11 protein-coding genes are annotated in these 15,868 nt (G+C 38.2%); 2 read left to right on the forward strand and 9 right to left on the reverse strand.

The window, feature by feature from the left end; translation table 11 throughout:
- Positions 1–64: 64 nt before the first annotated feature.
- The 8 genes from AC1RJ8_RS18005 to AC1RJ8_RS18040 form a co-directional block, all read right to left on the reverse strand.
- Positions 65–1,648 (reverse strand): SusD/RagB family nutrient-binding outer membrane lipoprotein, encoded by a 1,584-nt coding sequence (locus AC1RJ8_RS18005; RefSeq protein WP_492954826.1) that lies wholly within the window; start codon positions 1,646–1,648, stop codon positions 65–67.
- 29 nt (positions 1,649–1,677) lie between these two features.
- The gene (locus tag AC1RJ8_RS18010; protein WP_492954825.1) at positions 1,678–4,998 is read right to left on the reverse strand and encodes a SusC/RagA family TonB-linked outer membrane protein; all 3,321 of its coding nucleotides are present in this window, start codon (positions 4,996–4,998) and stop codon (positions 1,678–1,680) included.
- Between the two features lie 104 nt (positions 4,999–5,102).
- A complete protein-coding gene (locus AC1RJ8_RS18015) occupies positions 5,103–6,293 on the reverse strand; it encodes an ROK family protein (protein WP_492954824.1) in 1,191 nt (396 codons plus the stop codon).
- A 148-nt stretch (positions 6,294–6,441) separates the two neighbouring features.
- Positions 6,442–7,635 carry a signal peptidase I gene (lepB, locus tag AC1RJ8_RS18020; RefSeq protein WP_492954823.1) on the reverse strand — a complete coding sequence of 398 codons (1,194 nt, stop codon included), beginning with the start codon at positions 7,633–7,635 and terminating at the stop codon, positions 6,442–6,444.
- 133 nt (positions 7,636–7,768) lie between these two features.
- Positions 7,769–8,503 (reverse strand): 4-hydroxy-tetrahydrodipicolinate reductase, encoded by a 735-nt coding sequence (gene dapB / locus AC1RJ8_RS18025; RefSeq protein ID WP_492954822.1) that lies wholly within the window; start codon positions 8,501–8,503, stop codon positions 7,769–7,771.
- Between the two features lie 251 nt (positions 8,504–8,754).
- A complete protein-coding gene (locus AC1RJ8_RS18030; RefSeq protein WP_492954821.1) occupies positions 8,755–9,498 on the reverse strand; it encodes a DUF5683 domain-containing protein in 744 nt (247 codons plus the stop codon).
- Complete coding sequence (locus tag AC1RJ8_RS18035; RefSeq protein ID WP_492954820.1) at positions 9,498–10,406, reverse strand: ParB/RepB/Spo0J family partition protein; 909 nt, start codon at positions 10,404–10,406, stop codon at positions 9,498–9,500. Before AC1RJ8_RS18035 ends, AC1RJ8_RS18030 begins: the two co-directional genes overlap by 1 nt.
- A gap of 7 nt (positions 10,407–10,413) precedes the next feature.
- Entirely contained in the window at positions 10,414–11,217 is an 804-nt protein-coding gene (locus tag AC1RJ8_RS18040) for a ParA family protein (RefSeq protein ID WP_029280114.1), read from the reverse strand.
- A gap of 180 nt (positions 11,218–11,397) precedes the next feature.
- Here AC1RJ8_RS18040 and AC1RJ8_RS18045 point away from each other — a divergent pair, with 180 nt between their 5' ends.
- Positions 11,398–11,919 (forward strand): NADPH-dependent FMN reductase, encoded by a 522-nt coding sequence (locus AC1RJ8_RS18045; RefSeq protein WP_492954819.1) that lies wholly within the window; start codon positions 11,398–11,400, stop codon positions 11,917–11,919.
- Positions 11,920–12,894: 975 nt separating this feature from the next.
- A complete protein-coding gene (locus AC1RJ8_RS18050) occupies positions 12,895–14,646 on the forward strand; it encodes a HAMP domain-containing sensor histidine kinase (RefSeq protein ID WP_492954818.1) in 1,752 nt (583 codons plus the stop codon).
- A 96-nt stretch (positions 14,647–14,742) separates the two neighbouring features.
- Here the strand turns inward: AC1RJ8_RS18050 and AC1RJ8_RS18055 are convergent, their stop codons facing one another.
- The gene (locus AC1RJ8_RS18055) at positions 14,743–15,219 is read right to left on the reverse strand and encodes an acyl-CoA thioesterase (protein ID WP_116251707.1); all 477 of its coding nucleotides are present in this window, start codon (positions 15,217–15,219) and stop codon (positions 14,743–14,745) included.
- Positions 15,220–15,868 lie beyond the last annotated feature (649 nt).

A 15,868-nucleotide genomic window follows, 5' to 3' on the forward strand; every position in this document is an offset into this window, starting at 1 on the left:
TAATTTAAATCCCAGCCCTTTTTGAAAGAGCTGGGATTAGAAAATTGTTTAAACTTGCTATAATTTAATTAATATCCCAAAACAATTTGGTCGTTAATTTATCTTTTGAGGCCACAGCCTGATAGTTAGTGGTGTTATAAGAAATTTCACTTGAGGGATAAATCCATCTAACAGGTGGAGCTGTTTGCGGACTAGAATTATCAGGTGAAAAGCTTAAAGCCGGTAAATCTAAGCGGCGCAATTCAGCCCAACCTTCAATTGGTTCTACCACACTGTAATGAATCCATTTTTGTGTTGCTATTAAATTCAATTTAGCTGCGTTTGTTCCAAGCCAAATTACGGTAGGTTTAGCAATATAAAGGTTAATCTCTGCATCCGAAGTTGGTGTTAATGTACCGGCTGTGTTATCTTTACTAAAAGTTCTTAGCCAATAATAATAGTTAACAGATTCCTTTACACCTGTCTCATAAGCAGTTTTTGCAGCTCCATCGTTACCAGCTTTCAAATAATATTCTGCCAAAAGATAATTCACTTCAGCTGATGTGATTAACAAGCCAGGGAAAAACTCGTTTCGACTTAATGTAGATCTATTGTAAATGGCTAATTTACCTGCTGCGATATCAGCTGTCTGCGTTGTTGCATTTGCCAAAGGATCTAAACCCACATAAACACCAGCAGCACTTGCACCAGGCTCAAACATTGCCCTCAATCTCGGATCTGCAGTGGTGTTCATCATATCAATCATTTTTTTACCGGCAATATTTCCATTCCAATCCTCCAAACCAGTTCTGAAACCTTTAGCATTTATATCAGTGCCCAGATCATAAACTTTAAGTGCAATATTATCAGTATTGGTTAGAACCAAGGGATATTTTGCAGGATTGGCAATGATTGCTGCAATCTCTTGCGTTGCCCTTGTACTGAATTTAGTAGTTCCGGAAACACGTGTCAACATACGCAATCGAAGGGAGTTACAATATTTCTTCCATAAAGTAACATCTCCTTTATTGATTAAATCCTGCGCTTTAAATTTATCAGAAATACTTGCTGCAATTGTAAGTGTTGATAACTCATCAGAATAGGCCTTTAAATTGTCGAGCATAGTGGTATAAATATCATCAGCGTTTTGATATTTAGCATATGATGCACTGTAATCTCCTCCGTTTGAACTCAGCATTCCTGCTTCAGCCCAAGGAATATCACCATGTAAATCAACCACTTTTTGCGAATGATCGTAGAAGTAAATAGTTGCTGCCAACATATAAATTCTGTTAATCGCCTGTTCTGCAGGTGTGCTCGCATTGTAGATTTTCATAAATTCCTTATACTGCGCAAGAAAATTATAATAGTTATTCCACCTATCTGTAATACTGGCTGCACCTGGAACATATTGACCAATGGCATTAGTAAAACCAGTAACCTGATTGTAAACATGAACTGTTGTTCTTTGAATTACAAAATAGTTCCAATACGAAGGCACAACGTATTCCCTATTTGTATAAATCATGCCTGCAAACTGCTTATCAACTGATGAGGTAACTACTTTACTTGGATCCCTGTAAGCTTCCTCGAAGCTTGATTTTTTACACGAGCTAGCAAATGTCATTGCAATTGCTGCCGTAGTTATAAATGATAATGTCTTTTTCATTTTAGTTTTATTTAGCAATTAACAATCAGTTAAAATCCAGCTCTAAGCATTAAACCATAGGTTCTGGTTGCAGGATTTGATCCGGCGTTGTTAATGGTCTGTGTCCATCTTGATCCTGATGTCATTTGTTCCGGATCCAGATCTTTGATAGTTCTGTATACAAAAAACAGGTTACGCCCGAATGCCGATATCTGTACATTTTTAGCACCAATTGTTTTAGCAAACCTAACCGGAAGTTTAAATCCTAAGTTGATTTCCCGCATTTTGATGTAGTTGTTCTTCTTAACATACAATTCATATCTTGAATAGCTGTATTGCGGACCTCCCCAATTGTAAGTTTGAGTATAATAATAAGCTTGAGATATTACATTTGTATTGGTTTTACCATCAGCTGTAGCACCATCCATAAGCATACCATCATGATATACCCGTTCACCATTAGGGCCTGTACTGGCACTTGTTTGGATTCCCTTTCCACTTGCATCACGATAGTAGCTTAAACCACCACTAGCCGCGTCCATGTAATTTAAACTTTCCTCAAGCAAACCACGGCTAATCATCCAGTTAATACCGGTTGGCATTACGTGTCCGCCAAAGCGAAAATCCATTACAACATCTAATGAGAAGTTCTTGTAGCTAAAGTTATTAATGAAACCACCTACCATTTTGGGCATTGCATTACCTGCTTTGATCATATTTACTTCATCAAGCTTATACAATCCATTATCATTAACAATCATTTGACCAGCTGCATTTTTTGCAACCGGGTGTACCATAATATCTCCCATTGGCTGACCGACAAAAGATTTTAACTGTGCTGCATTACCATCATAGTCTGCATGTAACAATTCAGTAGCTCCATTAGCCAAGGCTTCAACAACGTTCTTGTTGCTAGAAAAGTTAATGATGGTATTCCAGTTAAAAGTTGAACTTTTTATTGGCGAACCTGTTAACGCTACTTCGATACCTTGGTTTCTTAGGGTACCTACGTTAGCCAAAATTGAGGTGGCACCTGAAGTTGATGGTAAGGTAAGTGGTAAAATTTGATTTTTAATTTGGCCATTATAATAGGAAACATCAAATCCTACACGTCCCTTTAGAAACCTCATTTCCAAACCTAGTTCATACTCATTTTTACGCTCTGGTTCGATAAATTCATTTCCGTATGATCCTGGAATAGTAGTGTACAAAACACTTGCACCACCCTGCGCACCAAGGGATTGTTGGTTATAAGCCACGTTGGCTACATAAATGCCTGGGTAATTACCCACAATTCCCCATGATGCTCTTAACTTACCATAGCTAACTGCCTCTGGTAATTTAAATGCTTCAGAAAACACAAATCCTGAGTTTACTGATGGATAAACAAAACTATTCTTGTTCGGATTCATTGTTGATGTTCTATCGCGACGAACCGTACCTTCTACAAAGAAATAATCTCTGAAGTTGAAATTCATGGTTCCCAAAAGTGCATCTTTAACTAATCTTTGTCTATAATTTAAGCCTTGATTAAATCCAGCTCTATCTACAGAAGCATTTAGATCATACCAATTTCTAACACTTAAACCAGTAGTAGTTTCTCGTTGTAAAGATGTATAAGTTTCTCGCGTCGCCGTATAACCTCCTAAAACCGACATATTCAAATCCTTAGTTAATTTTTTAGAGTAGGTTAATAACGCATCTCCATACATAATTTTACCTTGGTAATTCGTGAATGCAAAGGATCCTGAGTTTCCGAATTCAAGAGGTCTTTCATTCGGGTTCATATTCTCTCTTTTTTGAGAAGTTACATCAGCAGAAGCTCTAACTCTAAGTTTTAAATCATCAATAATAGACCAGGTATTAGTTAAGCTACCAATTATACGATCACTATATTCATTCTCGGTATTTTCTCTAACATTCCAGATATAATCGGCAACATCAGCTTTGAAGCCCGGATAAATAATATTCTCGCCGGGGGTCAAACTCTGATTTTGATCCGTTACATATTTATAGCCCAAACTGGTTTTATATTTAGCATAGTACCAATCTGGATTATCAAAACGGCTAATCATACCCGTAAAATTATTGATCATCCTATCAATCATAAACGGACGATTATGTGTATACTGATTGATGTAATTTACCACCACATCAGTTGTTACTTTGTTGCCTAATTTAATGGTACTATTTAAATTAGCGATGTTCTTCTCATTTTTTGCACCGTAACTTACACCTTCATTATCCTGACGGGTTAATGAGAAGCGAATATTTGAATTATCTGTAGCGTGAGAAATAGCCACATTAACATTCGAATTATTTGCTGTCTGAAAAAATTTAGAAAAATTATCTGTCTGAGCCTCGTAAGGTCTAATCTGCCCATCCCAAGTTAGCGTTGGCTTACCATCGAAAACAGGGCCAAAGTTTAGTGTAAAAGCACCAACGCCTCTGGTTTCTGCAGTTCCATTTTTATCTAAATCTTGATAAACAAAACCATCAGCAGCCGTAACTACTGTTGTTAACCATGGTTGAGTACCTGGCCCTCTAACGTTTTGATATCTTGGCAAATAAGCCACCTTATCCTGAGAATAATTTGCATTGAAATCTACACTAAATCCTTTACCACCTTTACCACTTTTAGTGGTGATTAAAACAACACCATTAACAGCTTCTGATCCGTATAAAGCTGCTGCAGAAGCACCCTTAAGAATAGATATAGTTTCGATATCCTCATTGTTAATATCTAACAAACCATTACCACGCATACGTTGATCTCCCCAATAATCATTGTTATTGTACTCTCCGTCACGAATCGGAACTCCATCCAATACGATAAGAGGTTGAGTTTTATTGGTTATTGAATTTACACCACGAATGTTAATATTAACCCCACTTGTGGCGCCGCCCGTTGCCGATGAAATACGAACACCAGGAGCTTTTCCATACATGGCACCCGCAAAGTTCGTAGCACCCGCTTGTGTAATCTCCTTTGAAGAAATGGTGCTTACCGCATATCCCAAAGATTTGGCTTCTCTTTTAACACCTAGTGCCGTTACAACAACTTCACTTAATGCATTTGCATCTTCAATTAATGTTATGTTTAGTGTACTTTGTTCACCAATTGTTACTTCATTTCTACGGAAACCTACAGCGGTAAATACCAGTACATCATTAGGTTGTACATTTATTGAAAATTTACCAGATGCATCGGTCTGTGTTGCTCTGGATGTTCCTTTAACAGAAACGCTTACGCCAGGAAGAGCCCCTGAAGCGTCTTTTACCGTACCGGTAATATTCTTCTGTGCATAAGTTGTTATTGTAAATAAACATAACAACAGCATACTTAAGCACCTTAAGTACGTTTTTTTCATAATTTCTTAGTTTAGTTTAGTTTAAGATTAGTTAAGGTAGTGCGAGACTTGGTAAGTTGATTTTTATTTTTGCATATACATTGGTTTTATGTTTAAGAATTTCTTTAGTCAAATTGATTATATTCTACTGTTAAACTCCCAGCGGCCAATAATTCAGCTTCATCCGTTAGGGTAGAGAGCTTTATTTCGGTTTGTTCTGCTATTCGCGGAATACAAAACTCATGGATAGCTTGTTGGATTGGCGGCAAAAGCATTTTACCTGCCTTAGCCCCTCTTCCACTTAAAACAATACACTGAGGGTTTAAAAGATGGATTAATGTGGCTACTCCTTTGCCCAATTGAAAAATAGCTTTAGCTAATACTGATATGGCCACAGGGTCTTGCTGGCTTACAGCATGCAAGAAATGATCTGCAGGGTGTTTACTTTTGTCTTTAAACAGTTTTTTCATGCTCGATTCAGCACCTCCGGCTATTGCTTCTTCTGCCCGCCTAGCCATTACCAATAAGGAAGTATCAACCTCTAAACAGCCTCTTCTGCCGCAAGAACACAAATTGTCGCTGTCTGAAAGCGGAATGTGACTAAACTCACCGGCACTGCCACTACTGCCGCGGTATAATTTGCCGTTTACAATTATTCCCAAACCTGTTCCCCAGCCAATATTAACCACCATTACATCTTTTAAATTAACAGCTTCTCCGAAATTTAATTCGGCCAGCGCAATCAGACTAGAATCATTATCTATATACACAGGTAAATTGATTTCAGAAGAAAGATAATTTTGTAAGGTTGTTCCTTCTTTAACTTTAAGAAAAGAGTGGTTAATTCCTTCATCGGCATTAACAAAGCCTGGCATACCAATACCAACCCCTAAAATATCTGTTCTGTTGATTTCAGATTGATCGATACTGGTGTTGATAAAATTTACAAGGTCGCCAATATCACTTTCTTTTGATGACAGCTCAAACTCTAAAGTCCGAATTGGCGTAACCATTGTTCTAGAAAGGTTGTAAATGGTTAACCTCGATGTTAGCTGATCCATGGCGATGGCTACAATGTATTTTTTCAAATTTGGATTGATCAAGAACATTGCAGCCCTTCTGCCACCTGTTGATGGTGCAAAACCCTCTTCTATGATATAGCCTTCAGCTATCAAATTATTAACCACAGTGGTAACCAAAGGCAAACTCTTTTGCGTCAGCTTACTCAAATCTGTAAGTGATAGCGATTTCTTATAGTATAAATGCTTAATAATACCAGCCCTTAGACGCTGATTTTTCTCTACAATTACAGACATGATATTTGATTACAGATCAAACTTAAAAAATATTTTTAAAACATCATAATACTTTTTAATTTTTTTTAAAAGTTAATTATCAATTGGCTATAAACAAAAAGGGCGAATAATCTTCGATTATCCGCCCTTTTTAAAGAATTATATTTTATTAATGGATCCCCATAAACAACCTGCTCCATCTTATTTTATGCAAGAAAGATGCTGTACTATCCCAGCTCATCCAAACAAATAAAGCTTTGCCTACAATATGGTCTTCGGGCACAAACCCCCAATAGCGCGAATCAGCCGAATTGTGGCGGTTATCACCCATCATCCAATAGTAGTCCATTTTAAAAGTATAAGTAGTAGCTATTTTATCATTAATATACCAAACACCAGCTTTTTGCTCTACTTTGTTTCCTTCGTAAGTTCTAATAGCCCTGTAATACAGCGGCATGGTATTGCTATCGATTTTAACCGTCCATCCTTTTGAAGGGATTTTAATCGGCCCGAAGTTATCCCTGTTCCAAACCCTGTTGGGATCATTCGGAAAAACACCTCCCGGAACAGCTCCGGCAGGATCTGGACTTAAGGTAACTGATTTTACAAAATCAAATGTTTTTAATTTATCGGCAATTTCTGGCGATGCATCTACAACGTAGGTCTTATCTGCAATAGCTGGTGTTCCACCCAAATTTAAGTTAAACTCATCAAGCGCCGCATAATTAAAATCCATGGTTTTAAACTCGATGCGATATGGCATCATCCCCGTGTTTTTTAAAGGCTCATTTTTACCATTTACATTGGCAATACCATTGCTCATCGAAATTACATCGCCCGGAATACCAATACATCTTTTAATAAAGTTCTCCCGTTTATCTACAGGGCGGTCTATTATCGTAAACGTGCTTCTCACCTGCTGCCGGCCCATGCTGCGTTCTAGTGCATAATAACTTTCTGCCTGGTTTTCTACCGCAACCGTGTCTCCTTCGGGAAAGTTGAATACCACAACATCGTTTCTCTTAATTTTAGATAAACCTGGTAAACGGTGATATTTCCATTGTACACCGTCCCAATAAGCTTTGGTAGAAGTGGTTAATGGCATAGTATGATGTGCGAAAGGAAAAGCAACCGGAGTCATCGGGATACGTGCACCGTAATTAACTTTGCTCACAAAAAGGAAATCGCCAATAAGCAAAGATCTTTCCATCGAACCAGACGGAATGGTGTAAGCCTCGATAAAAAATACACGGATGATGGTTGCTGCTACTACAGCAAAAACAATTGCATCAACCCACTCACGGGTTTTAGTTTTTTTCTTCTTTGGGGCATCTTTTTTTCGCTGCCAGAATTTATAATTCATATATCTTTTTTTTGGTTTCGCGATTTATTTAATCGGCTACCTGTTATCTGTACTTCCTTTGATGTGATTTCACTGATTGCGTGATTTCACAAATTATATTGTGCTTTGGTCTTTCAGCTTTAGGCTTTGGACTTTATTCAAAAATATCAGTAATACTGAAAAATCCTTTTTTATCTTTCAACCATTCTGCCGCCACAACCGCACCTAAAGCAAAACCTGCTCTATTATGCGCAGTGTGTTTAATTTCTATTTCATCCACCTCACTACTGTAAATTACAGTGTGTGTTCCTGGAATATTTTCTATCCTATGCGATTCTATCAGCAATTGCTCTGCTTTCGGAAACAATTCAACATCAGTTCCTACCACTTCATTCAACCACTCCTGTTTTCTATCCAGGTTATCGACAATCCCCTCTGCAAGGGTAATGGCTGTACCACTTGGTGCATCCAGTTTCTGTGTATGATGTATTTCCTCAACCTGAACCTCATAGGCAGGGTAGTTATTCATCAGCTTGGCCAAAGTTTGGTTAAGCTTAAAGAATAAATTTACGCCAATGCTAAAGTTAGACCCATAAAGCAGCGTATTGTTACTGTTGCTGCAATCATCTTTTACTTCCTGAAGTTTGCCATACCAGCCTGTTGTACCCACAACTATAGGCACATTGGCATCAAAGCAGGCATCAATATTTTTCAGAACCGAATCAGGCGTACTAAAATCGATGGCTACATCAGCCGATTTTAAATTTTGTCTGGTTAAATCTTCCTGGTTATCGATCGTTATTTTTAAAACAATTTCGTGGCCACGTTCTACTGCAAATTTCTCGATAATCTGCCCCATTTTACCGTATCCTAAAAGCGCAAGTTTCATCTTTTATAGTTTATTTTAATGTGCTGAAGCGATCAGATTTTTCACCAAGGTAGTTGTTTTTAACGGTGCTCAAGAAGGCTTGAGCCGTTTATTCATCCCAGGCGTGGTTTGAAAAATCATGATGGTTTCATCTGTTTATATTTTTTCAGTTTCTATTCTAATTTTTTGTGCTTAACCTTCGCAGTTAATTGGCAGCTCATCACCATTTAAAATGTTTCTCCTAATATTGAGTATCATGGTGGTTTTCGGCATTAAAATGTCAGTGATACTTTTAATGCAGGCGTTGCATTGAAACCATACATTGAATTGGTATTAATTATAGATGGCATTACCTTAAAAGAAAGGTTATCATCAATATTGAAGAAATGCAAACGGGCTGCAACATAGGCATCAACTATATTAGCAAAATAAACCAAACCGTAAGAGAACAATACAATCTGTTTATTTCTTCTATAGGTATCTTTACCGGTTGTTATTCCTTGTGTAGAATACCTTGTAGTTACCTTGTCTGCGTTTACAAATGGGCCATCCGGATTTGGTTTATCATTGTGATCGTTGCGATACTGCAGTTCTGTCAAGTAAAGATTATATTGTTTGCTACTTTCGATGTACGACATGGTTAGCACGGTTATCCCACCATAAATAGCCGCAATTTTGCCGCCGGTATACAGCTTTTGAAAAAACTGACTTTTTCCTGCTCTTGTACCATAACCATCGTTTAGCAATTGCATATTGTACAATTGCCCCCACCCTGGTATAATCATCGATCTGAAAACAGCTTTTCTACCGGCAACCTTACCCGGGTTAACATATTTGGCTTTCATCGAATCCTTTCTGGTCATCGGTTTTTTAGCCGCCGTATCTAACGATTTAGATAATTTAATTTTCGAAGTATCAGCAGGTTTTAATACCGTATCCTTAACCTGCGCCGAGGCTAAGTTTACAAGAAAAAATGTAAATGCAGCAACCAGTATTAAAAGCTTAGTCTTTTGCATTACCAGTCTAATAACTCTAAAATTCGGTTTAAGTCGTCATCACTCATAAAAGGAATTTCTATAGCCCCTTTACCGTTCTGACTTACTTTTAACTTTACGCGGGTAGCAAATTTAGAGGCCAGATCGTCCTGTAATTTTTGATATTGAAAAGAAACAGCTTTTTCTTTTGATTTTTCACTGCCTTTTAAAGGTACATGCTGCAGATTACGTACAAGCTCTTCTACCTTGCGTACCGATAATCCTTTTTCTAAAATTTCCTGGTGGATAAACAATTGTTTGTCTACACCATCAACATTAATTAAGGCTCTTGCATGCCCCATGCTAATTTTCTGATCGCGGATGGAAGCCTGAATGGCTGGCGGAAGTTTTAACAAACGCAGGTAATTGGTTACCGTGGTACGGTTTTTCCCTACACGCTCGCCTAATTGTTCCTGTTTTAAACCTACCTCATCAATCATCCTTTGGAAACTCAATGCTACTTCAATGGCATTTAAATTTTCGCGCTGAATATTTTCGATTAAGGCCATTTCCAACATCTGTTGGTCGTTGGCACTACGGATGTAAGCAGGGATTTGTGTTAAACCAGCCAGTTTCGAAGCCCTGAACCTACGCTCACCCGAAATGAGCTGATATTTATTTGCAGCCAGTTTTCTAACCGTAATGGGCTGTATTAAACCTTGTACCTTGATCGAATCGGCAAGCTCGTTTAAAGCTACCTGGTCAAATTCGGTACGGGGCTGGTATGGATTGGTTTCAACTTCAGTTAAACTTACATGACTGATATTGCCAATCTGCTCGGTTTCGCTCACAGCATTTACCTGCTGTTTCGGCGGATGAGAAGATTCGCTATCATCTAAAAGCGCACTTAACCCTCTTCCTAAACCTGTTTTTCGCTGAAAAGATGTCATCTATAATTTATAAAGTTGCTGTTCCTATGTTTTCTTCTTCCTTTAAAAGGCCGTTTTTCTTTACAATTTCGCGGGCAAGGTTTAGGTAATTAATGGCGCCTTTGCAATTCGCATCGTGCATAATTACCGAAACGCCATAACTAGGCGCCTCACTTAAACGCGTATTACGCTGAATAATGGTATCGAAAACCAGTTCGTGGAAATGTGTTTTTACCTCTTCTACTACCTGGTTTGATAAACGTAAACGCACATCGTACATGGTTAGTAAAATACCTTCAATTTCCAGATCAGGGTTTAAACGGTTCTGAACAATTTTGATAGTATTTAATAATTTACCCAAACCTTCAAGCGCGAAATACTCACACTGAACGGGAATAATAACCGAATCGGCCGCTGTTAAAGCATTAATGGTGATTAAACCTAAAGATGGTGAACAATCGATGATAATAAAATCATACTGATCTTTGATTTTCTCCAAAACCGCTTTCATTTTGTACTCGCGGTTATTCAGGTTAATCATCTCGATTTCTGCACCAACGAGATCGATGTGCGCAGGCAGTAAGTCTAAATTTGGTGTATCCGTTTTTTGGATGGCCTGTAAAGGATCGATATCATTAATGATACACTCATAAATACTATCTTTAATATTCCGGGGATCGAAACCGATACCTGAAGTCGAATTTGCCTGAGGATCAGCATCAACCAGTAAAGTTTTGTATTCTAGTACGGCCAAACTCGCAGCCAGGTTTATAGATGAAGTTGTTTTACCAACACCACCTTTTTGATTTGCTAATGCAATAATTTTGCTCATCTATGTATCCGAAATTTACTTAACGTTTATTTGGGCTGTGTTATTTATGCGTTTTAATTGGCAAAAAGTTCTATTTTTGCGTTGTTTACGGCCTTTTTCACAATCAGCTAAGATACAAACTATATGGCAATTTTAGCAAGAAGCATGTTTGGGTTTTACACATCTTATTAACAATTATCCATGATCACAATTATAGCCGCTACCAATAGGCCCAATAGCAATACGCTAAAAGTTGCCAAATATTACCAAAGGCAACTAAAAGAAAAAGGAGCTGATGCCAGTTTGTTCAGCCTGGAGCACCTGCCTGCAGATGTTCTGAACACGGATATGTACGGCAAAAGATCAGAAGCTTTTCAGGAAATCCAGAACATGATCAATAACACCGAAAAGTTTTTATTTATCATGCCAGAGTACAATGGAAGCTACCCAGGCGTATTAAAAGTGTTAATAGATGCCTGTAATTTCCCCGATAGCTTTTATGATAAAAAAGCTGCTTTGGTCGGAATTTCTTCTGGTAAATATGGTAACATCCGCGGGGTTGATCATTTCACGGGCGTTTGCCATTATATTCATCTGCATATTTTACCCTTACGTTTGCACATTCCGAATATTAAAACCGAGTTTGATGCAGCGGGTAACCTAAGCCAGCCAGATACAATTAAATTTACCAATGAGCAGATCGAGAAGTTTATTAAATTCTAGTCTTCATTCATTTTTCTGCAGCCTGCAACCCCAAATCTTAGTACAGACCGCGCCACCTAAACCCGATGGAAGCGGCACGCAGTAAAGCGGACAGCGGGAATACATGATCCAAAACGCTCCGTAAACTGCTTTCCGAAAAAAACAAAAAATCTATTCTTTTTTTTGAAAAGCAAAGCCTGCATTTCATATGAGCGTCACTCCTGCTTTTCATTCCAAGTCCTCGCTGCGCTGCGGGCTTTCCACGTCAATCAGGTTTAGGGAACAAAAAACAATGGTTTAAACTTCCAGAAAAAATAGTCCATTATTATAAAAGATTTCTTTCATAATCTTGCAGCCCCGAATCTTAGTACAGACCGTGCCACCTAAACCCGATGGAAGCGGCACGCAGTAAAGCGGACAGCGGGAATGCATTAACCTAAATGCTGCCAAATCTGCTTTCCAAAAAACAAAAGCTCATTTTTTGTTTGGAAAAGCAATACCTGTATTTCATATGAGCGTCACTCCTGCTCATATCTGTTACAAGTCCTCCAGCGCTGCGGGCTTTCCACGTCAATCAGGTTTAGGAACGTAAAAACAGCGCACTAAACCTTCAGAAGCAATGGTTCAAAATGATAAAAACCCTTCCAAAATGAAAAGGTTTTTTTGCTTAACACAGCTACAAAAACATCCTATCAATCTAAAAAACAACAACTTAAACAACACCCTCAATCTACTGGCATAGCTATTGACTACAGGCTAACAGATGCTATTTATTTAACCTTTATTATATAATTTAGTTGATCAGGAAACAGATTTAATTATAACCTATTTTTACCACAAAAAAGAGAGAAATTGCTTTGCGTTAATAGCAAAAACCTCTCCTCCCTTTGCGGTTAAACTAAAAAAGTCATGAAACCATCAATGATTTTCAAATATCACACAATAAAATAAGCAAATCATGATAGCTTCATCACCCATTAAAAAAAACATAAACAGATGAAAATAAAAACCAAGCTCCGCCTCGGATTCGGGTTTCTCTTTATAATTGTTTTATCCTTCGGGTTAATCGCGCTCTTTTTCTTAAACGAGCTTTCCGATAAATCGAAGGTAATCCTTAAAGACAACTACAAATCGCTAAAGTATGTGGCCGCTATGCGCAATGTAATCGATCAGAACCAATTTCCATTAAGCAGTACTCAACTGGCTGTATTTATTAAAAATTTGAAAAACGAAGGGTTAAACATTACCGAACCTGGCGAGAAAGTGGCTTTCCAGAAATTAGAAGCGGCTTTTAGCATGCTGAACAACTCACCATCATCAGCCAATAAAGAAAATAGCATCAAAAATTTACGCGTTGCGCTGCAAAATATCGAACAGGTAAATATGAAAGCCATTTACGATAAAAATGAACTGGCTAATGAAACCTCATCAAGGGCAAACCTCTACATCATGATTGCCGCTACCCTGAGTTTTATTATCCTTTTTACATTCATTGTAAACTTCCCTGGTTTTGTGGCCAACCCGCTCGCCGAATTTAGTTCAGCGATTAAACAGATCAGTCGTAAAAACTATAAACAGCGCCTGCACTTCGAAAACGAGGATGAGTTTACAGAACTGGCAGATTCCTTTAACGGGATGGTGGTTAAACTAAACGAATGGGAAAACAGCAACTTATCTAAAATTAAATCCGAAAAATCGCGTATCGAAGCCATTATAGCACAAATGCAGGATGCCATAATCGGCTTAAATGAAAAGGGAGAAGTACTCTTTCTAAATCATTTGGCTGCAAAACTGATGAGCCTAGATGAAGATAAGGTTATTGGTCAAAACGTGGCCGAACTGATGCAAAAAAACGAGTTGCTTAAACGGATCATTAAACCCGAAACAGATGATAATACTTTAAAAATTTATGCTGATGATAAAGAATCTTATTTCCTGTTGGAAAACCGCGAGATCATCATCCCAAATTATGAAGAGCAAGACGAAAACACTTTAATTGCCTCTTCTAAATCTGCCGGAAGCGTTTACACCTTAAAAAATATTACGCAGTTTAAAGAGCTCGATGAAGCCAAAACAAATTTTATCGCTACGGTTTCGCACGAGTTAAAAACACCCCTATCATCTATCAAAATGAGCCTGAAACTGCTAAACGATGAGCGTGTTGGTGCCATGAACGAAGAACAGCATGAGCTGCTCAACCACATCAAAGAGGATAGCGACAGGCTGCTAAAAATAACCAGCGAACTTTTAGATCTTTCGCAAGTAGAAACCGGCAATTTAAAACTCACTTTTGCCATAACCAAACCTGAAGAAATTGTAAGTTATGCCGTTGATGCCGTTAAATTTCAGGCTGAACAAAAATCAATTCAATTGGTGCTAAACTGCGACCAGAATTTACCTAATGTGAATGCCGATATCCAAAAAACAGCCTGGGTACTGGTTAACTTTTTATCTAATGCATTGCGGTACAGTTCGGAAAAATCAAAAGTAATTATCGATGTTTTCCAAAAAGATAATTTTATCGAATTCTCTGTGCGCGATTTTGGAAAAGGTATTGACGAAAAATACCAGAAAAGATTATTCGACAGGTATTTCCAGGTACCAACCGATGGTCAGAATAAATCGGGATCAGGATTGGGTCTTGCCATTTCGAAAGATTTTATCGAAGCCGAAAATGGAAAAATATGGGTAGTAAGCGCTATTGGCGAAGGCAGCAAGTTTTGTTTCAGCTTGCCTGTTTTGGAGTAGGTTCTATTTCCTTTTAACCGCAAAGAGCACAAAGTTTTACGCAGAGGACACAGAGAAATTTGGAAGATAGACAACTATAGCAATACTCGCCCAGCGCTATACGATATACGGCTCCATTTCCTTATCGATGCTTTTACGCAATTCCATTAATTTAATGGCGTAACCATGCATGGCAATTTCTTTTTCGGTTTTGGGCTTAAAAGCTGGGATTGCCTTCGGTTGTCCATCGTCGTCAACGGCCACAAAAACAATAATACAGTGTGTATTTTTAACAAAATCGGTCTGCCCTACGGGTTTCGAAAAAGCATCTACTGCAATATGCATACTGGTTTTACCCGTGTAAATAATGCGGGCTTCCATTTTAACTAAGTGGCCGATATGAACAGGATGAAAAAAGCGGATACCACCAACATAAACCGTTACACAATAAGTTTGGCTCCATTGTAAAGCACAGGCAAAAGCAGCCTGATCAATCCATTTCATCATCATCCCACCATGTACCTTACCGCCATAATTAACGTCAGAGGGTTCGCTTAAAAATTGAAGTTCGATATGGTTTTTGGTTCTGGGCATGGTAATATTTGTTAAAAATTGCTTGGTTTTAATGTGTTTGCTAAGATATTATAAAATAAGCTATTTTCCTGCAGTCAGCTGTTATGATCTGTTAAGGCGACTCGATACAATAATAATGGCACCTGATCAAGTGTCAGTTGGTAACAACTGACACCACAAACAAGAATTCTCCCAGCGGCCGTCATCCTGAGTTCATTTCAGGATCTAAATTACATGATAAATATTGAAGCAAGTTCAGTATAAAATTGGAATTCCGGTGCAGTCAGATGTTACCATCTGACTGATGGATTTAGCTTATTGTCAGTTGGCAACAACTGACACCACAAATAAGAAATTCTCCAATCGGTCGTCATCCTGAGTTCATTTCAGGATTTGATCAGCATGATAGATACTGAAATAAATTCTTACTCCGTGTTTATCCGTGTACATCCGTGGCAAAAAACAATAAAAAAGCCGCAGCGAGGCGCTACGGCTAGAATCAGTGTCAGTTGGCAACAACTGACATCACAAATAAGAAATTCTCCCAGCGGTCTTCATCCTGAGTTCATCTCAGGATCTGATCAGCATGATAGATACTGAAATAAATTCTTACTCCGTGTACATCCGTGGCAAAAACAATAAAAAAAGCCGCAGCGGGACGCTACGGCTA

This window comes from Pedobacter sp. GW822-FHT03F06 (assembly GCF_058801365.1).